Here is a 17,527-nt window from a genome sequence, read left to right on the forward strand (position 1 = left end):
GCTGCTCCGGGGTGGTTCGTGATAGGACGTCAGGCGAGCGGCGTCCGCCGCCACGTTTCCCCGCGCGGGCGGGGTCCAGGAGGCGATGCGCTTGTCGGCCGACGGTCGGTTCCCGGAGCGGGGAGCCGCGCAGCCGGATCCGGCGGGCCTCGTCCGCACCTCCGGCTACCTGAAGATCCTGGCACTGGCGGCAGTCCTCGGCGTACTGGTCTCCGCCGCGGCCTACGGCTTTCTCGCCCTCGTCTCCGAGCTCCAGTCGATGACCTACACGGACCTGCCGAAGGGTCTCGGCTTCCACGGCACGCCGGCGTGGTGGCCGCTGCCGCTGCTCGGTGTCGCCGGGTTGCTGGTCGGCGCGACCGTCCGGTACCTCCCGGGGAACGGCGGTCACGAACCGACGGAGGGGTTCGCGGCCCAGGGCGCCCCGCGTGCGGGCGAACTCCCGGGCGTCTTCCTCGCAGCGCTGGCGAGCCTCGCCCTGGGCGCGGTCCTCGGGCCGGAGGCACCGCTGATCGCGCTCGGCGGCGGGCTGGCGGTGCTCGCCGTCCAGCGGCCGGGGCGGGACGTCGCCCCGCAGGCCGTCGCCGTCGTCGGGGCGGCCGGGAGCTTCGCGGCCGTGAGCGCTCTGCTGGGTTCGCCCTTGCTGGGCGCCTTCCTGCTCATGGAGGCGTCCGGGCTCGCGGGTCCCCTGCTGGGGGTGGTCCTGGTGCCCGGTCTGCTCGCGGCCGGCATCGGTTCCCTCGTCTTCCTCGGCCTCGGCAGCTGGACCGGCCTGGGCACGTACTCCCTGGCCCTGACGGACGTGCCGCACGCGGACCGTCCGGACGTCGCCGAGTTCGGCTGGGCCCTGGTCATCGGGATCGCGGCGGCACTCCTCGGTGCGGGCATCCGCCGGCTCGCCCTGCTGCTGCGGGCGCGGGCCGAGCGGCACCGGATGCCCGTGACGGTCGTCCTGGGCCTGGCCGTCGCCGGGCTCGCCATCGCGTACTCCGAGGCCACCGGCAAGGGCGCGGCCGAAGTGCTCTACTCCGGGCAGAACGCGATGGACCCGCTGCTGAGCGGACACGCCGGCTACTCGGTGGGCGCTCTGGTCCTCCTCGTCGCGTGCAAGGCGCTGGCCTACTGCGCCTCACTCGGCGCCTTCCGGGGCGGCCCGGTCTTCCCGGCGATGTTCGTGGGGGCGGCCGGGGGGATGGCGCTCTCCCACCTGCCGGGCCTGCCCCTGACGGCCGCGTTCGCCATGGGCATCGGCGCCATGTCCGTCGCCCTGTTGCGGCTCCCGATGACCTCCGTGCTCCTCGCGACCCTGTTGCTGGGCGGAGCCGGTCTCACGGTCATGCCGCTGGTGATCGTCTCGGTCGTGGTCGCCTACGTTCTGACCCTGCGACTCGGTCCGCGCGGCGGAGCCCGGACGGCTCCCGCGGGTCCGGCCGGAGGAGCGGTGGCGCATGAGGTTTGACGATCGCCGGGGCGTGCGGCACGTGAAGCGGATGGCGGAGTCGGGCGCGCAGCGGTACGCCGGGTCGTGGGTCGAAGCGCTGTGGAAGCGGCTGGAAGCGATCGACTTCATGAGTCAGGGCCTCCAGTTCGCGGCCACGCTGCTGCTCTGCTTCTTCCCGTTCATGATCGTGACGAACGCGCTGGCCGGCCGCTCGACGGTGACCGCGCTGGTGCGGCACCTGGGGCTGGACCGGGAGGCGTCCGCCGACGTCGGCAGTCTGTTCGCCTCGTCGAGTGCCACGAGCAACGCCGTCACGGGCGCGGCCTCGGTGTTCTTCGTCATGGGCGGCATCGCCGCCGCCTCGGCGCTGCAGCAGCTCTACCAGCGGATCTTCGAACTACCCGGCCGGGGCGTGCGGGACACGTCCCACCAGGTGCTCGGGTTGGCCCTGCTGATGGCGGGCGCGCTCCTGGCGGCGTGGGGCCTGCCCGCGGTGCAGGACTTCGGCGGACCCGTGTTCGTCGACCTCGTCGTGCTGGTCGTCTCCACGGTGTTGTGGTGGCTGCTGATGTGGGTCCTCCTGGCGGGCCGGGTGCCGTGGCGGGACCTGTTGCCGTCCGCGGTGGTCACCGGCATCTGCTACACCGGCATGCGGGTGGTCTTCTCCCTGACCGGCTCGAACACCGTCACGTCGAACACGGCGAAGTACGGGCCGATCGGGGTGGTGTTCTTCTTCATGTCCTGGTTGATCGCCCTCGGCGTGGTGATCATCCTGGGAGCCGTCACGGGCATCGTGTGGCGCGAACGGGGTCTGTCGCTCACGGCGGGCCTGCGCAGGTTGCCCCGGCCGCGTCGCCGCGGCCGGGGCTGAAGGACCTCGGACGGTCAGACGCCGAGGATCCTCGCCTTCTGAGCGGCGAATTCGGCTTCGGTCAGCACTCCCTGTTCCTTGAGGGCGGCGAGCTTCTGGAGCCGGTCGATCGTGTCGTCGGCGCTGCCGGGGGCCTCGGCCGGCGGCGGCGCCTGGTAGCCGGCGGCCTGCGCGGCCATCGCGTCCTGCTGGGCCCACCGGCCGGCTTGCCGTCGCGACACGCGGTTGGAGACGGCCGTCGCCGTTCCGGCGACCACGGCGGTGCGGGCCACTCCTCGAAGCAGTCCGGGCATGGGATCCTCCTCCTTCTTCGTCGGTGGGGACGTGCGGGGTCAGGCGGGTTCCTCGACGACGTCGAGGGCTTCCAGTGCCGCCAGCACCGACTGGACCGGGATCCGGCCGCCGGCGACGAACTGGGCGCCGGCGCGGCGCAGCGCGGCCGCCAGGGGAGCGGCCCACAGGTTCTCGTAGACGAGGACGGCCGCGGAGCTCCCGGGCTCCAGGGCCTTCGCCGTCTCGCTGATGTCGTCGTCGCCCAGCAGCCCCGACGAGGCGCCGTCGAACACCGTGAGGTCGAGCTGTCCGTCGCCGTCCAGATCGGCGGCCTCCAGTGCGGTGAAGGAGCCGTCCGGCTCCTTCCTGATGAAGGACAGGTCCAGGATCCGGATGATGCCCCGGTCGACCAGGTCGAGGAGCAGGGGCATGCCCTCACCGGTCAGGCGGGTACCGGGGAACTCGACGACCAGGTAGTCGATCGGGCCGAGTTCGTTGAGTTCGCCATCGGAAGGATTGCTCATGTCAACTCCTTTGAATGGGAGGGGGATTGGTAGATCGGTGGTCATCGTGGCCCTCACCGGGGCGGGCCGGGGGCGCGGGCGCGCCGCCGGTGGCCCGGGTGGCGGGCAGCCGGCCGGTGAAGGCGAAGCCGCCCAGCGTGATCCCGGCCGCGGCCAGGACCCCGACCTTCAGGCCGTCGAGCTGGGCGGCCCGGTACGACGCGACCACCGCGTTCGCCTCGTCCGGCGGGATCGACGTCCGGGCGAGGGCGGCGGCGGCCTGGTCGGCCGGGACGAACTGGAGGCCCGATTCGATGCTGATTCCGGCCTGTTGGCGCACCGTGTCCGAGACCGCGGGGTCCTTGGCCAGGGAGGCCGTGAAGGCGCTCGCCAGGGCGCCGATCAGGATGGCGCCGATCAGCGCCGTGCCCAGGGAGGAGCCGAGGTTCTGGGCGGTGTACTGCAGTCCGCCGACCTCGCTGCGATCGGCCTCGCCGACGCTCGACTGCACGACGTTGCCCAGTTGGGACGCGAGCAGGCCCATGCCGAGCCCCAGGAGCGCCATCGACAGGGCGAAGGACAGGTCGTCGAGTTCGGGCTTGATGGTGGCGAGCAGCCACAGGGTCGCGGCGAACAGCACCAGCAGGCCGACCCGCACCACGGTGCGCGGGGACGCGAACCTGCCCAGCAGGGGACCGCTCATCGCGGCGACGAGCATCGTGACCGACACGGGCAGCAGTCTCAGCCCGGTCTCGAAGGCGTCCAGCCCCTGGACCACCTGGAGGTAGAGCGGGATGGCGAAGAACAGGCCCAGCAGGATCACGTTCTGGCTGAACAGAGTGAGCAGGCCCGAGCGCAGGCTCGGGACGCCGAACAGGCCGAACCGCACGAGCGGGTCCGTCCGGCGCGCCTCCCACCAGCGGAAGAGGAAGAGCAGCACCAGGCCCAGCGCGATGACGAAGACCGTGGGGGAGAACCCGAACACCGTGAAGGGCGGGTTGCGCGGGTGGAGCCATCCCCAGGAACTGCTCTGCAGGACGGCGAGCACGACCAGCGCCAGTCCGGCGACCGACAGGACCACGCCGCCGACGTCCAGCCGCGGCCGCTCGCCGGGCGCGGGTTGCGGCGCGATCCACCGCATGAGGAGCAGGAGGACCGCGACGAGCACGGCCTCGCCGGCGAAGACCAGACGCCAGGTCAGGTAGGTGGTCACCCAGCCGCCGAGGAGGGGGCCCACGGCGATCCCGGCGCCGGCGAGGCCCCCGATGACCCCGTACGCGACGGCCCGGTCGCGGCCCCGGTAGGTGCCGGCCACCAGGGCGGCGAGCGCCGGGAGGACCAGGGCGGCCCCGAACCCCTCGATGACGGACCAGCCGAGCGCGAGCACCCAGAGCGTGGGCGCGGCGGCGGTCAGTGCCGATCCGACGCCGTAGACGACGAGGCCGACACCGAACACGCGGCGGCGCCCGAACATGTCGCCGAGCTTCCCGCCGGTGATCATGAAGGCGGCCATGACCAGGGTGTAGAGCGTGATGACCGCCTGGATCGCCGTGACCTCGGTGTGGAAGTCGCTGACCAGCCGGCTGATCGACACGTTCATCACCGAGGCGTCCAGCACCATGAGGAACTGCGCCAAGCCGAGGATGTAGAGCGTCTTCCACCGACCCGCCGCGCCTGCGGGAGGCCGCCCGGCCGCTTCGTGGGTGTGGGGCCCGTTCACGTGTCCGCCCTCGCGGTGACCCGACCGGCGGCGATCGCCGCGGTGAGCGCGGCGTGGTCGGCGACCGTCTGCTCGGCGTACGCGAGCGCGAAGTCGGCCACGGCCCGTTCGAAGACGTCACCGGCACCCAGGTAGGCGGCGATGGCGACGCGGTCCCCGGAGCGTGCGTGGCCGCGTGCGAGCGTGCGGCCGCACAGGTCGGCGTACTGCTCCAGGAGGGGCCGGGGCATGCCGTCGATGACGGCGGAGCCCTTCATGTCCCGCAGCTGGCGCCAGTAGAAGTCACGGCCCGCCGGGCCGGTGGCCCAGCCCAGGAAGATGTCACCGGAGGCCTGGAGCCTGCGTTGTCCGTCGACCACCCGCCGCCCCTGGTGCCGGTGGAGGCTGGGAGGGAGACAGGGCTCCAGCACTGACCGCTCCGCCTCCTTCACCTGGAGGAAGAGCGGTTCGCCGGTGAGGCGCCCCCGGAAGAGACCGATGTAGCAGCGGGTGCCCACGCTGCCCACGCCGACGACCTTGCGGGCGGCGTCGACCAGCTCGAAGCGGTCCAGCAGCGCCGCTCGTTCGTCGGGAAGGGTGGCGCGGTAGTCCTTGAGGATCTGCTGGAGGCGGGGCACGTCCTGCGGGTCCACCGGTTCGAGCAGCGGCGGGTCGTGGACGATGCGGCGCTCCCCGTCCGGGCCCGGCTCGGTGAGTTTGCCCAGGGCCTGGAGGCTGGTCCGCCCGCGCGCCTTCGCCAGGGCGCCTTCGACGCGCTTGCGGTACTTCGGCTCCCGGACCTGCGGCAGGAGGTCGGCGGTGTCGACCCGCTCGTACCAGACGTCGAGTTCGCCGAGGCCCGCGAGCCGTCGCACGGCGTTCCGGTAGGCCCGCGCGGACGCCAGCGCGGCGGCCCATGCGGACGCCTCCGGCTCGTCGTTCTGGCGCGCGGCCACGGCGACACTGGCGGCCAGGCGTTTGACGTCCCATTCGAACGGGCCCGGGAGGGTCTCGTCGAAGTCGTTGAGGTCGAACAGCAGGGCGCGCTCGGGCGAGGCGAACAGGCCGAAGTTGCACAGGTGCGCGTCCCCGCAGAGCTGGACGGTCAGCCCGGTGCTCGGGACGGCGGCGAGGTCCGCGGCCATGACCGCGGGCGCCCCGCGCAGGAAGGCGAACCGGGACGCGGCCATGCGGCCGTACCGGATCGGGACCAGCTCCGGGACGCGGGAGGCGGCCTGCCGCTCCAGGACGTCGACGGGGTCGCGCCGGTCGGGTGCGGGGGCCCAGTTCCCGTGGGCCGAGCGGGGCACGTGCTTGCGGGCCTGCCGCCCCGCGGCCACGGACTCGGCGGCCATCGGCTGGACCCGGTCGGGGTCGCCGCGCGCCGATCGCGTGCCCCCGGTGCTGTGGGCGGTCATGTCCGCACCTGCAGGTGCGTCGGACTCGCGGCCGCCCGCGTGCTCTCGACGACGCGGCCGAGCTCGTGGGGTCCCGGCCCGATGGCGGTACGTGATGCCTGGAGGTGGATGCCGGGCATTCGTCTCATCTCCCTCGGTCGATGCGGTGGGACCGTCCTTCCCTTCCACCATTCACAGAGCAGGGGCGCGGCGGCATGGGCCGTCCGGCCCACACATCGGGGGCCGGACGACGAGAGGACCGTGCGTCATGGGAGCACTCCGGTGCGAGGTCGGGGCCTCGGGGCGGGGCCGTGCGGACCACTGACGCGGTCCGTGCGGCCCAAGACCGGCTGCGGAAGCCGCTCCTACGGTGGGCGTAGGGCTTCCGTTACCCGAAGGAGTTCACGTCATGACCAGCAGCGTCACCGAAGCGACCCACGCCACCGGGCCCCCCGAACACCGCCCCTTCGCGACCGGGTGGACCATCTACGCCGCCGTCATGCTGACCGCCGGCGGCATCATGGCGATCTTCCAAGGGATCGCAGGCATCCTCAAGGACAACCTGATCGTCGTCACCCGGCACTACGTGTACTCGATGAACACCACGGGATGGGGAGTGATCCACCTGATCATCGGGATCGTCGTCGTCATGGCCGGCGTGGCGCTGTTCAGCGGCGCCGTCTGGGCCCGCGTCACCGGCGTCATCGTCGCCGCGCTGGCGATGATCGCGAACTTCCTGTGGCTGCCGTACTACCCGTTCTGGGCGGTCGTCCTGATCGCGATCGACGCCTTCGTCATCTGGGCGCTGTGCGCGGGGACGACCCGGAAGGAGGCATGACGGCGCAGGCGAGCCACCGTCCCGGCCCCGTACGGCTGCCGGCCGTGCGGGGCCCTCATCCGTCGTCCGCCGCGGCCGGCTCCGGAGTCCCCAGCAGCCCCGCCAGCCGGCCCTGGCCCGCCACCAGGTACCCGACGCCGATTCCGAGCGTGACGGCCGTGAACACCACGATGAGCCAGCTGAGCAGGGTGAAGACCAGGCCCAGCGGGCCGAACTGCGCCATGCTGCGGTTCAGCGAACGGGGGACGTAGAACTGCGATCCCCACGAGAGCGCCGTCAGTGCGGCACTGGTCAGCACGGCCCCCGGAAGCAGGGGGAGCCAGGGGACCCGGCCGCCGAGCAGCAGGCGCTGCGTCCACCACCAGAGCAGACTGCCCGTACCGAGGTAGAGGACGACCCCGAAGCCGTCGCCCGCCCCGAATCCGGCCCGCACCTGCCCCTGGACGGTCAGGGCGGCGAGCCACACCAGCAGCCACGCGAGCCAGCGCCACGCCGCCAGACGCCCCGCCAGATGGGGCAGGTGCCAGCTCCGTTCGCACAGGCGTTGCAGGATACGGCTGCAGCTCGTGGCCGAGAGCAGGGTCACCAGGATCCCGATGCCGCCGAAGGTGTCGGCGGTCGTGCTCTGGCTGGTCTCGAGCACCTGTTTGACCTCGTCGAGCGAGGCGCCCCGCAGTCCCAGGGCGGTGCGCACGGACTCCGAGATGCTGCTGCGCACCTCGTGCGGCATGAACGCGGCCATCACGAAGAGCACCGGGACGGCGGTCAGGAACGCCTGCGCCGCGAGACGGGTGGCGGTGTCCAGGACGTGGATGTGGACCAGCTGGGCTGCGAGCCGGCGTGGGAACGGGGCCTCGCGCAGTGTGGCGGTCCGTCCCCGCAACCAGGCGGATCCGGCCCGGAGCCGGCGGGTTCGGCCCGGCCGACCACGCTGCTGCGTCACTCCGCCTCCCTCCGGCCGAGGCCGGCACTCCGCCCGCCGCCGCGGTTCCGGCGCCGGTGCGAGTGCGCCGGATCCCGTCCGAGCCTGGGCGACGGGACGGCGTGCGGCACCTCGGGCGGCCTGTCGTTCGGCGCAACCGGTCGGTGTCTCGTCCGGACGGACCACCCCGGGATGCCGGTCGCCGTGCTCTACGGGGCAATGGTGCTCAGCGGCGCCGGGCCGCGCGGAGTGCCGGGAGATCCGATGAACGAGCCGCCGGGGCCTCCACGCACGCGGGGGACGGGCAGGGCGGGCAACGGCGACTCGCCGGCCGGGGCCAAGCGCCGCGCCGGGGCGGCACGGATCGCCATGAGCACCGTCTCGGCCGTGCTGATCACGCTGGCCTGCGTCCTGGTCCCGGTCTCGCTGCTCACCGTCTGGGTGCACGACATCGCGCTGGACACCGACCGCTACGTCGCCACGGTCGCTCCGCTGGCGACCGACCCGGCCGTCCAGGACGCCGCGGTCGTCCGGCTCACCCACGCGGTGGACGTGCGGGTCGACGGCCCGGCGGTCGCCTCCGACCTGGCCACCTGGCTCCAGTCGCAGGGGCTGCCCCCCAGGGCCGCCTCCGCCGTCAAGGCACTCGGGCCCAAACTGGACGACGCGGTCAATCAGGTGGTCACCAAGGCCGCGACCGAGGTCGTGCACAGCGAGGCCTTCGCGACGGTGTGGACGCAGGCCAACCGCTCGGCCCACGCGGCCGTGGTCCACGCCCTCACCGGCCACGGCCGGGGCGCGGTCGCCGTCACGGACGGCACGGTCACCCTCGACATCGGGGCGGCCGTCGACCGGCTGAAGGACGAGCTGGTGGCGGCCGGGGTGTCGCCGGCCGCGAAGATCCCGGACGTGAACAAACAGCTGGTGCTCTTCCAGTCCGACCAGCTGGCCAAGATCCGGGGCGCCGCGCACGCGCTCGACGTGGTCGGCAACTGGATGCCCGTCCTCACCGTGCTGATCGGCGCGATCGGCGTCCTGCTGGCCCGGCGCAGACGCCGGGCCCTGGTGACCACCGCGCTCGGCGCGGCCGGCGGCTGCCTGGTGGTGGCCGTCGCCCTGGTGATCGCCCGGCACTACTACCTCGACCACCTGCCACCCGCCGTGCAGTCCCGGGCCGCTGCGGCGGCGGTCTTCGACACCCTGCTCCGCTTCCTGCGGATCAGCCTGCGCACCGCGATCGTCCTCGGCGTGCTGGTGGCGCTCGGCGCTTACCTGTCCGGAGCGGGGCGGTTCCCCCGTGCCGTTCGCGGCCGGGCGGACGCCGCCGCGGACTTCGCGGCCCGCTGGGGCGACGCCCACGGTGTGCGCACCGGACGGGCCGGAACCTGGACCGAGGCCCACCGCCGTTGGCTGGTCCTCGCGGCGCTGCTGGTCGTGGCCCTGGTGTTCGCCCTCTGGAACCACCCGACCGTGCAGACGGTCCTGCTGCTCGTCCTGGTGCTCCTCGCCGTGCTGGCCGTCCTCGCACTGCTCGCCGCCTCCGGGCGGGCCGCCACCACGGGGGAGCCTCCCGTGTCGAGCAGGCCGGGCCCCGGTGAGTGATGCCACCTGGGCCGGGGTGGCGGTCGCCGGTGTCACCGGTACGTACGCGCTCGCCTCGCGACGCCTGGCGAGCACGGCGGTGTCCGGCGCCATCGTGTTCACCGCGGCCGGCGTCCTGCTCGGTCCCGTCTGCCTCGACCTGATCAGCCTGGACACCGAGGGCGGGCCGCTCCTCACGCTCCTGGAAGCCGCACTGACGCTGGTGCTCTTCACCGACGCCATGGCCGTTCGCCCCCGAGAACTCCGCACCGGTGCCGCCCTGCCGGGCCGGCTGCTCGGGTTCGGCCTGGTCCTCAGCATCGTGCTGGGCTGGCTGCTGGCCTGGCCCCTGCTGCCCGGGCTCACCGTCTGGGAGCTCGCGCTGGTGGCCGCCGTCCTCGCGCCGACCGACGCGGCGCTCGGCAGCAGCGCCATCGCCAACCCGCGGGTGCCGGCCCTGGTGCGCCAGGGGCTGAACGTGGAGAGCGGCCTGAACGACGGCATGGTGCTGCCGTTCTTCGTCCTGTTCCTGGCGGCCATCCCGGGCACGTCGTACGCCGAGGAGGGCGAGGCCGGGACGTTCTGGCGGGCCCTGTTGCTCAGCACCGTCCTCGGTCTGGCGGTCGGAGGGGGCGGCGGCCGACTGCTGCGGTGGTCGAGCGGGCGGGGCTGGATCACGGGGGAGTGGCGCCGGCTCCACGTCCTCGCGGTCGCCGCGGCGTCCTACGGTCTCGCGGTGGCCACCCAGGGGAGCGGCTTCATCGCGGCCTGGGTGGCGGGGTTCGCCTTCGCGGCGGCCGAGCGCGGTGGCGCCGGGGCACCGGTGCCGGAGGACGACCGGACCGCCGACCTCGCCGAGTACCTGGGCAGCCTGCTGGCCCTGCTCAGCCTCCTGGTCTTCGGCGCCGTGATCCTCGGCCCGACGCTGGAGCACCTCGGCTGGCGCGTCGTGGTCTACGCCGTGCTCAGCCTCACCGTGGTCCGGATGGTCCCGGTCGCCCTCTCCCTCGCCGGGAGCGGGCTCAGGCTGCCCACCGTGGCCTACATCGGGTGGTTCGGGCCGCGCGGCCTCGCCTCGATCGTGCTGGGGCTGCTGGTCGTGGAGCAGCACGTGCCGGGGGTGGAACTGATCGGACGGGTGGTCGCGGTCACCGTCGGCCTGAGCATCCTGCTGCACGGGGTGTCCGCCGTGACGCTCTCCGACCGGTACGGACGGTGGTACGAGCGGGCCGTCGCCCGGGAGCCGGGCCTGAGGGAGGGCAGTGGTTCGCCGGCCGTCCGCCGACGCCGCAGGTTCGACCTGACCGGCCCGCCCGGGGAGTGAGGGCCGCCGCCCGGAGGCGCCTCCCGGCCGGTCCCGTCGAGGCGCGCACCAGCGGGCCGACTGTGCCCGGCGCGGCGTGGGTTCCCCGCCCCGGGGGCGGTGCCCGGCCTCCGGCGCGAAAGTCGGCCCGCGGCGGCGCGCCGTGTGACAAGATCCCGGCATGGCTTTGGAGGTCTGGGAGTTCGACGGCGAACACTACTGCCTACAGTCGACCGAACTGGTGGACGGCTCACGGTACTTCGAACTGAGCGAGGCCCGCGCCGCGCCGGCCGGCTGGACGACCGGCCCCGGCGGTGACTTCATGCCGGGGCCCGCCGCCGTCACCGTGGTCGCCATGCGCCAGGACGAGGACGAGGACGAGGGGAAGCTCCCGTTCGTCCACTTCGCCGCGGACCGGGCGCTCCCCTTCGGCATCCTGAGCCGCTTCACGGCGCGGATCGGCGAACTCCTGGACGGCGAGGGCGTCGAGCCTTCCGGGTGATTCGCGGCGCCGGGGCCCGCCGAAGACGATCGCCCGGAACGTCGGCGCCAGCGGCTCCCTGGCGTCGGCCTCGGAGGACCGGAACACGCTGGCCGGAGAACCGGATGGTGGTCAAGGACGCCCACCACCCCACCGTCGTCACTCCGCGCGCGTACGACACCGCCGTGCCGTAGGCGTGCCCAGCAGGTGGTCCAGCAGCCGGCCGAAGACGGCGCGGCCGATCCGGGCCACCACCGGGTCGAACAGCGCGGGCAGGCCGGCGATCCGCAACTCCTCCGCCCAGCTCGCCTCGCTGCCGCCGCCGGCAGCCGCCCGCACCCGCAGCACGGCGCCGCCGCGGACGGCGCGGCCGCGCTTGACGAGCCGGCAGTGCCCGTCCCGGCCGGGGGCGGGGGCCGTCAGCTCGACGATCTCCATCGGGTCGTCGAAGCGCAGTGGCCCGATGCGCGTCCGGGCGACGATCAGATCGCCGGACCGGCCGTCGCCGCGGACGACGCCGACCCGGGTGAACGGCACCCGGTCCCCGTGCCGGGGCCAGTCGGTGAGCCGCCGCCAGCACTCGGCGGGCGGCAGCGGCGAACGGCGGGTCAGGACGAAGCGGGCCATGGCCGGAGCGTAACGGCCGTACCGGCGGGGCGTTGTTCCGGCACGGCGGCAGGCGACTCGGTGGACAGCGGCACCGGACGGGGGCTCGGGCCCGTACGATCGGTGAATGTCTGACTTGACGGAAACCACGCCCGGTTGGCTGGCCCCCGAGGAGCTGGAGACCACGCGGGCCAAGATGCCGATCCTGTACGTCGAGGCCGTGCCGGTCCGCGTCGATGAGTCCGGGGAGGTCACGCAGATCGGCCTGCTGCTGCGGATCGGCCCGGACGGCACGGTCAGCCGCACCCTGGTGTCGGGCCGGGTGCTGCACCACGAGCGGATCCGGGACGCGCTGCTGCGGCACCTGGAGAAGGACCTGGGGCCGGTCGCGCTGCCGCGCATCCCGGCCTCGCTGCAGCCGTTCACGGTCGCCGAGTACTTCCCGACACTCGGGGTGACGGAGTTCCACGACCCGCGCCAGCACGCGGTCTCGCTGGCGTACGTCGTCCCGGTGGCGGGGGACTGCCGGCCCCGGCAGGACGCGCTGGACCTGGTGTGGTTCAGCCCCGAGGAGGCCGCCTCGGTGCTGGTGCAGCAGGACATGCCCGGCGGCCAGGGCGCGCTGCTCAAGCGGGCGCTGGCCCACGTCGGCTGCCTGGTCTGACGCCGTCTCCGTCCGGCCCGGGCAGCACCGCGATCGGTGCCGCCCGGGCCGGACGCTCCCGGAGGGGCGGTGGTGCCCGGTGCTCCGGTGGGCCCGCGTCACAGCTTCTTGTAGCGGAACTCGGCCTGCGGGCCGGCCGGGGACGAGTAGCCGTTCAACGGCTTGGGCTTGCCCGGCTGGGCGTAGACGTGCGGGCCGGGCAGGGCGGCGGTCGCCGCGATCGCGGCCAGGGTCATGGCCACCTGGGCCATCGTCGGTCTGCGCTGCTCCGTCGACATGTGTAATCCCGGAGAGCGGATCGCCTCGCCGGGTGGGGCGGTCGTGTCCCAACTCGGTTCCACCCGCCACGTCTGACGATGTGTCCGGATCTGGGGCGTCATGCCACCGGGCGCACGCCGCCCCGATGGTCAAGCCTTGGCAAAGTCCGGTCGGCCCTCTGGATGTGCCATTGCACATGTCACATCATGCTCCCCATGAGAAAAGCCATCGCCCTCCTCGCGTCCGCGGCCGCCGTCGCCGCCCTCGGTGTCGGATCGGCCTCCGCTGCCGGCCCCGACAGCCTCACCCTGGAGGATTCCGGCCAGGGCAGCCTCGCCTGGTCGTCCTGCAACGACGCCAACACCCCCGCGCTGCAGTGCGCGATGCTGGAGGTGCCCGTCGACTACGCGGCCCCGCACGGCCGGAAGATCAAAATCAAGGTGAACCGGCTGCCGGCCACCGCGCCCAAGGACAAGCAGCAGGGCCCGATCCTGCTCAACCCCGGCGGCCCCGGCGACTCCGGGCTCTGGATGCCCGCGTACATCTCCGGGAAGGTGCCGGCGGACGTCGCCTCCACCTACGACTGGATCGGCTTCGACCCGCGCGGCACCAACGGCAGTGACCCCCATGTCGTGTGCGACGCCCACTACTTCGACGGCGAGCGCCCCGACTACCAGGTGAGCCAGGGGACTTCGAAGGCCTGGCTGAAGAAGGCGGCCGGCTACGCCGCCGACTGCACGGCCGACTGGTCCTGGCTGATGCCGCACATGACCACCGTCGACAACGCCCGCGACATGGACAGCATCCGCCGCGCGCTCGGCGTGCCGAAGATCAACTTCTACGGCGGCTCCTGGGGCACCTCGCTGGGCTCCACCTACGGCCAGCTGTTCCCCTCGCACGTGCGGCGGATGGTGCTCGACAGCATCGTCGGCCCGACCATCAGCTGGTACGACCACAACATCCTGCAGGACAAGGAGCACCAGCGCCGCTTCGACGCCTTCGCCGCCTGGGCCGCCAAGGCGGACAGCACCTACCACCTCGGCGCCGACGCCGCCGCCGTCGAGAAGGCCTACGCCCAGGTCGAGGACGCGCTGCGCAAGGAGCCCGTCGACGCCGCCCCCGCTCCCGGGAAGATCGGCCCCGCCGAGTTCGAGGACACCTTCTACGGTGGCGGCTACAACTTCCTGCGCTGGCCCCGGATGGCCACCGTGCTCTCCGCCTACGTCACCCAGCACGACTCCCGGCCGCTGAACATCGCGTACAACAGGTACGCCGCCCCGGGCGCCGACGACGGCACCTTCCCGGCCTACAACGCGGCCCAGTGCACCGAGAACGCCTGGCCGCGCGACTGGGAGGTCTGGAAGAAGGACCAGGCCAAGGTCAACGCGACCGCGCCCTTCTACACGTACAACAACATGTGGTACAACGCCGCCTGCATGTTCTGGCCCTACCAGGGCAACCAGGCCGGCCGGCTGAAGATCACCGGCAAGGGCCTGCCCCCGGTGCTGCTCTTCCAGGCCACCGAGGACGCCGCCACCCCGTACGAGGGCGGTCTCGCCATGCACGACGCGCTGCCCGGCTCCAAGCTGGTCGTCCAGAACGGCGGCAGCTTCCACGAGATCCTGTTCCACGACAACCCCTGTCTCGACGACACCTTCACCGCCTACCTGCGCGACGGCAGCCTGCCCGAGGGCAAGGGGCGGATCGCCAAGACCTGTGCGCCCGAGGCGGACCCGGCCCCGGTCTACGTGACCCCGCCGCCGGCCACCGCCAAGGCGCTCACCGCCGACCCCGGCGCGGCGCGGCTCGCGCCCACCGACCCGGAGGCCGTCCACGGCGTCCTGCGCTGACCGGCAGTTGACCGAGCGCTGACCGAGTGCTGACCGGGCGTCCGGTGCGCCGACTCCGCGAGGGGTCGGCGCACCGGCGTCAGGCCCAGCCGGAGGCCGGCCAGCCCACCAGCCCGGCAAGGTCGACGAGGTACGGGACGGCGGTGAGCATGGCTGCGACCACCGTCTCGGGGATGCCGCCGGTGCACCGGGCCGCGAGCAGCAGGAGGACGCCGGCGGGCAGGTAGAGGACGAAGACCGGCAGCGGAATGAGGGCGAACGGGAGGGAGACCGCGATCTGGAGGACGAGCATCGCCCAGCCGATGACGAGGCACCGGTGGTGGAAGTCGATGATGCTCGGGGTGGCCAGCGGCAGCAGCGTCACCAGGGCGAAGGCGAGGAGCAAGCAGACGGCGATGGCATTCCGGTCGTCGGAGCGCAGCGCGGCGCCGATGCCCGGCAGCCAGCTGGCGCCGGCCAGTGCGGCGAGTCGCCGGGCCCGTCGCCCGGGCGGGAAGTGGATCCATGCGCGTCGCGTCATCGCGCGCCCCCTCGGCCTTGTTTTGAATCTGTTCAAAACTAGGCCGGACGCCCTCCCGGAGGCAAATCCGCCCGCCGGCCGTCAGTCGCAGCGGCCGCTGCCGCTGTAGCACGGCACGTACGCGGGATTGGGCGGTGGCGGCGGCGCGGGGTGGTTGCTGTCGTAGGTGTGGCCGAGCTGTACGGCGATGGCGAACAGGGCGGCGGCGGCGAACAGCTGGAGCCCCGCCGTCCAGCGGGCGCGCAGCAGAGCGGCCAGGGCCGCGACGGCGACGGCCGCGGCCAGCAGGCCCCGGACGAAGGCCTGTTCGTGTTCGAGCGTCCGGTCGGCGGAGCCGGAGTCGCTCGCGGCGCCCCACTGGATCATGCCGTAGTTGAACATCCCCCCGAGGTACACGACCGCGAGGACGATCAGGAGCGTCACGCCGAGGGCGATGTCGGCGGCCCGCGACGGCTTCGGCCGTCGCAGCTGTCGTAGTCGGCGGAACACGGAAGCGGGGGCTGGGTGTTGGTCCGGTCGGCTCATGCGGGCAAGGCTGGCAGGCGGTGGCCCCGGGCGCCAGAGTATCCGTACTCAGACCGTGCCCGTACGGACGGCCGCCGGGGGAGCGCTCGGTGCGCCCCGGCGTGCGCCGGTGCGCCGGGTGGGTGCGTTCGCCCAAGTCACTTGGTGAGACACGGACTTGGCGCATGGCCGGGCCGTGGTGGAGCATGGGCGTGCCCGGTCTGTCGTGGTGCGTCCGCGCCGCGGCCGGGCGGGCAGTGGTCGGTGGCGGAGGAGGCGGGTCCGGTGGATCCGGTGGAGCGTCCGATTCTGGTCCGGGGCAGGGCCGTCCCGCTGGCGAGGTACCTGGCCGAGGAGGAGATCACCGGCCTGGTGGCGTGCTCGTGCATCGGGAACGAGGTGACGATCGACCTCACGGACACCCGGGTGCTGGTGGGCCTGGTCGACGTGGCCGGCGTGGTGCGGCTCAACTTCCACATGGTGCACGCGGGCGCGGCCAAGTCGCGCTCCTGGTCGCGCCTGCTGCCGGTCGGTACCGGCCCCGGCGAGATCGCCGCCCGGATCGCCCGGGACGTCCGGACGCTGGAACGCGAACTGGCGCCGCTGCGGCGGCGCTCCCCGGAGGGCGTGGAGCAGCGCTGGCCGGGGTGAGCCGGTGCGGGCCGGGGTGAGCCGGTGCGGGCCGGTGCGGGCCGGGGTGAGCCGGTGCGGGCCGGCCGCTCGGCGGGCCGGACCGCTCCCGTCCGTGGGGGGTGATCGAGGGCACGTGGCCGGGTCGGCGCCGCGTGCTCCCCGTTGCCCCCGCAGGCCCCGCGTCAGCCGCCCCGCGCGGCGCCGGCGCCTTGGTGGGCCTCGGCGTCGGCCGCGGCGACGACGGCGCTCAGCAGGCCCGGGAAGCGGCGTTCGAGCTCCTCGGAGCGCAGCGCGTTCATCTTGGTGGTGCCGATGTAGTACTGGCGCAGCAGTCCGGCTTGCCGCAGCACGGTGAAGTGGTGGCTGGAGGTGGAGCGGCCGACCGGCAGGTCGAAGGAGCCGCAGCTGAGATGGGTGGCCGAATTCGCCAGGGTGCGGACCACTTTGCGCCGTGCCGGGTCGGCGAGTGCCTCAAGTACCTGCTGGACGCTGACGTCCTCCACACCAGGGTGTTCGATCATCCGCGCCATGACGCGTGCTCGTCCCACACCTGCCACCCCTTCCCACCAGTCGCCCCCGTCCCGTCCGTACCGTAAGAACCGCGCCGAGCGCGCGAGTTCATGCCCGACGCTACACGGCCGGCGGGGGTCGCCGGGGGCGGTGGCCGGGTCGGCCGGACGCGGCGTCCGCCGTGCCGTCCACCGCGTCCTCCGTCGTGGGGCGCAGCCGGTGACGCGGGGCGGCTACCCGTGCGGGGTCTCGGCCGTGGCGACCGCTCCGAAGCCCTCGCGACGGACCCGTTCGGTGCCCCAGGCGCCGAGCGGGCCGAGGGCCTGGTTGAGCGTGCGCCCGTGCTCGGTCAGCGAGTACTCCACCCGCGGCGGCACCTCGGCGTAGACCTCGCGGTGGACGAGGCCGTCCTCCTCCATCTCGCGCAGGTGCTGCGTCAGCATCTTCTCGCTCACGCCCGGCAGGCCGCGGCGGAGCTCCGCGAAGCGGCGCACGCCGTGGGCATGGAGCTCCCAGAGGATCAGCCCCTTCCACTTTCCGCTCACCACGTCGAGCGCGGCGTCGATGCCGCAGATGTAGGGCCCGCGCCTCGGTGCCTTGGCCATCGCTGAACTCCCCCTGACGGAAAGGTAAGTACCGCAGTAAATAGTAGGTACTTCCGGGAGTGGCGGCG

20 protein-coding genes are annotated in these 17,527 nt (G+C 73.3%); 9 read left to right on the top strand and 11 right to left on the bottom strand.

Annotation, left to right across the window (positions count from 1 at the left end; all coding sequences use genetic code 11):
- Positions 1-85: 85 nt before the first annotated feature.
- Together ACPC54_RS34435 and ACPC54_RS34440 are read left to right on the top strand one after the other, a co-directional pair.
- Positions 86-1,459: a chloride channel protein gene (locus tag ACPC54_RS34435; RefSeq protein ID WP_498970395.1), complete on the top strand. Its 1,374-nt coding sequence runs from the start codon at positions 86-88 to the stop codon at positions 1,457-1,459.
- On the top strand, positions 1,449-2,312 hold the full coding sequence (locus ACPC54_RS34440) for a YhjD/YihY/BrkB family envelope integrity protein (RefSeq protein ID WP_498970396.1): 864 nt from the start codon (positions 1,449-1,451) through the stop codon (positions 2,310-2,312). Before ACPC54_RS34435 ends, ACPC54_RS34440 begins: the two co-directional genes overlap by 11 nt.
- A gap of 14 nt (positions 2,313-2,326) precedes the next feature.
- On the opposite strand, the gene ACPC54_RS34445 is transcribed toward ACPC54_RS34440, so the two are convergent.
- From ACPC54_RS34445 to ACPC54_RS34460, 4 genes are all read right to left on the bottom strand, one after another.
- Positions 2,327-2,605: an SHOCT domain-containing protein gene (locus tag ACPC54_RS34445; RefSeq protein ID WP_498970397.1), complete on the bottom strand. Its 279-nt coding sequence runs from the start codon at positions 2,603-2,605 to the stop codon at positions 2,327-2,329.
- A gap of 39 nt (positions 2,606-2,644) precedes the next feature.
- A complete protein-coding gene (locus tag ACPC54_RS34450) occupies positions 2,645-3,109 on the bottom strand; it encodes a DUF6325 family protein (protein ID WP_498970398.1) in 465 nt (154 codons plus the stop codon).
- 1 nt (position 3,110) lies between these two features.
- Positions 3,111-4,724 carry an MFS transporter gene (locus ACPC54_RS34455; RefSeq protein WP_498970399.1) on the bottom strand — a complete coding sequence of 538 codons (1,614 nt, stop codon included), beginning with the start codon at positions 4,722-4,724 and terminating at the stop codon, positions 3,111-3,113.
- A gap of 80 nt (positions 4,725-4,804) precedes the next feature.
- Positions 4,805-6,142, bottom strand: a complete 1,338-nt coding sequence (locus tag ACPC54_RS34460) for a DUF2252 domain-containing protein (RefSeq protein ID WP_498970448.1) — start codon at positions 6,140-6,142, stop codon at positions 4,805-4,807.
- A 451-nt stretch (positions 6,143-6,593) separates the two neighbouring features.
- On the opposite strand from ACPC54_RS34460, the gene ACPC54_RS34465 reads away from it, so the two are divergent.
- A complete protein-coding gene (locus ACPC54_RS34465) occupies positions 6,594-7,022 on the top strand; it encodes a DUF7144 family membrane protein (protein WP_498970400.1) in 429 nt (142 codons plus the stop codon).
- Between the two features lie 55 nt (positions 7,023-7,077).
- Here the strand turns inward: ACPC54_RS34465 and ACPC54_RS34470 are convergent, their stop codons facing one another.
- Positions 7,078-7,905 carry a YhjD/YihY/BrkB family envelope integrity protein gene (locus tag ACPC54_RS34470; RefSeq protein ID WP_498970401.1) on the bottom strand — a complete coding sequence of 276 codons (828 nt, stop codon included), beginning with the start codon at positions 7,903-7,905 and terminating at the stop codon, positions 7,078-7,080.
- 408 nt (positions 7,906-8,313) lie between these two features.
- Between ACPC54_RS34470 and ACPC54_RS34475 the strand changes: the two genes are divergently transcribed.
- From ACPC54_RS34475 to ACPC54_RS34485, 3 genes are all read left to right on the top strand, one after another.
- Entirely contained in the window at positions 8,314-9,546 is a 1,233-nt protein-coding gene (locus ACPC54_RS34475) for a hypothetical protein (protein WP_498970402.1), read from the top strand.
- Positions 9,539-10,849: a cation:proton antiporter domain-containing protein gene (locus ACPC54_RS34480; RefSeq protein WP_498970403.1), complete on the top strand. Its 1,311-nt coding sequence runs from the start codon at positions 9,539-9,541 to the stop codon at positions 10,847-10,849. Before ACPC54_RS34475 ends, ACPC54_RS34480 begins: the two co-directional genes overlap by 8 nt.
- Before the next feature lie 160 nt (positions 10,850-11,009).
- Positions 11,010-11,330 carry a hypothetical protein gene (locus tag ACPC54_RS34485; protein ID WP_498970404.1) on the top strand — a complete coding sequence of 107 codons (321 nt, stop codon included), beginning with the start codon at positions 11,010-11,012 and terminating at the stop codon, positions 11,328-11,330.
- A 138-nt stretch (positions 11,331-11,468) separates the two neighbouring features.
- On the opposite strand, the gene ACPC54_RS34490 is transcribed toward ACPC54_RS34485, so the two are convergent.
- On the bottom strand, positions 11,469-11,936 hold the full coding sequence (locus tag ACPC54_RS34490) for an SRPBCC family protein (protein WP_498970405.1): 468 nt from the start codon (positions 11,934-11,936) through the stop codon (positions 11,469-11,471).
- Positions 11,937-12,051: 115 nt separating this feature from the next.
- Between ACPC54_RS34490 and ACPC54_RS34495 the strand changes: the two genes are divergently transcribed.
- A complete protein-coding gene (locus tag ACPC54_RS34495; RefSeq protein ID WP_498970449.1) occupies positions 12,052-12,579 on the top strand; it encodes an NUDIX hydrolase family protein in 528 nt (175 codons plus the stop codon).
- Positions 12,580-12,677: 98 nt separating this feature from the next.
- On the opposite strand, the gene ACPC54_RS34500 is transcribed toward ACPC54_RS34495, so the two are convergent.
- The gene (locus tag ACPC54_RS34500; protein ID WP_498970406.1) at positions 12,678-12,857 is read right to left on the bottom strand and encodes a hypothetical protein; all 180 of its coding nucleotides are present in this window, start codon (positions 12,855-12,857) and stop codon (positions 12,678-12,680) included.
- A gap of 195 nt (positions 12,858-13,052) precedes the next feature.
- Here ACPC54_RS34500 and ACPC54_RS34505 point away from each other — a divergent pair, with 195 nt between their 5' ends.
- Positions 13,053-14,687, top strand: coding sequence for an alpha/beta hydrolase (locus ACPC54_RS34505; RefSeq protein WP_498970407.1), 1,635 nt, complete (start codon positions 13,053-13,055; stop codon positions 14,685-14,687).
- Between the two features lie 79 nt (positions 14,688-14,766).
- Here ACPC54_RS34505 and ACPC54_RS34510 read toward each other — a convergent pair whose 3' ends face one another.
- Together ACPC54_RS34510 and ACPC54_RS34515 are read right to left on the bottom strand one after the other, a co-directional pair.
- Complete coding sequence (locus tag ACPC54_RS34510) at positions 14,767-15,207, bottom strand: hypothetical protein (RefSeq protein WP_498970408.1); 441 nt, start codon at positions 15,205-15,207, stop codon at positions 14,767-14,769.
- A gap of 81 nt (positions 15,208-15,288) precedes the next feature.
- Positions 15,289-15,732: a DUF6234 family protein gene (locus ACPC54_RS34515; RefSeq protein WP_498970409.1), complete on the bottom strand. Its 444-nt coding sequence runs from the start codon at positions 15,730-15,732 to the stop codon at positions 15,289-15,291.
- 273 nt (positions 15,733-16,005) lie between these two features.
- On the opposite strand from ACPC54_RS34515, the gene ACPC54_RS34520 reads away from it, so the two are divergent.
- Positions 16,006-16,362 (top strand): hypothetical protein, encoded by a 357-nt coding sequence (locus tag ACPC54_RS34520; protein ID WP_498970410.1) that lies wholly within the window; start codon positions 16,006-16,008, stop codon positions 16,360-16,362.
- 164 nt (positions 16,363-16,526) lie between these two features.
- Here the strand turns inward: ACPC54_RS34520 and ACPC54_RS34525 are convergent, their stop codons facing one another.
- Positions 16,527-16,892: an ArsR/SmtB family transcription factor gene (locus ACPC54_RS34525; RefSeq protein WP_498970411.1), complete on the bottom strand. Its 366-nt coding sequence runs from the start codon at positions 16,890-16,892 to the stop codon at positions 16,527-16,529.
- 195 nt (positions 16,893-17,087) lie between these two features.
- Positions 17,088-17,459, bottom strand: coding sequence for a winged helix-turn-helix transcriptional regulator (locus ACPC54_RS34530; protein ID WP_498970412.1), 372 nt, complete (start codon positions 17,457-17,459; stop codon positions 17,088-17,090).
- Positions 17,460-17,527 lie beyond the last annotated feature (68 nt).

It is taken from the genome of Kitasatospora sp. NPDC094028, assembly GCF_049543595.1.
GTDB lineage: Bacteria > Actinomycetota > Actinomycetes > Streptomycetales > Streptomycetaceae > Kitasatospora.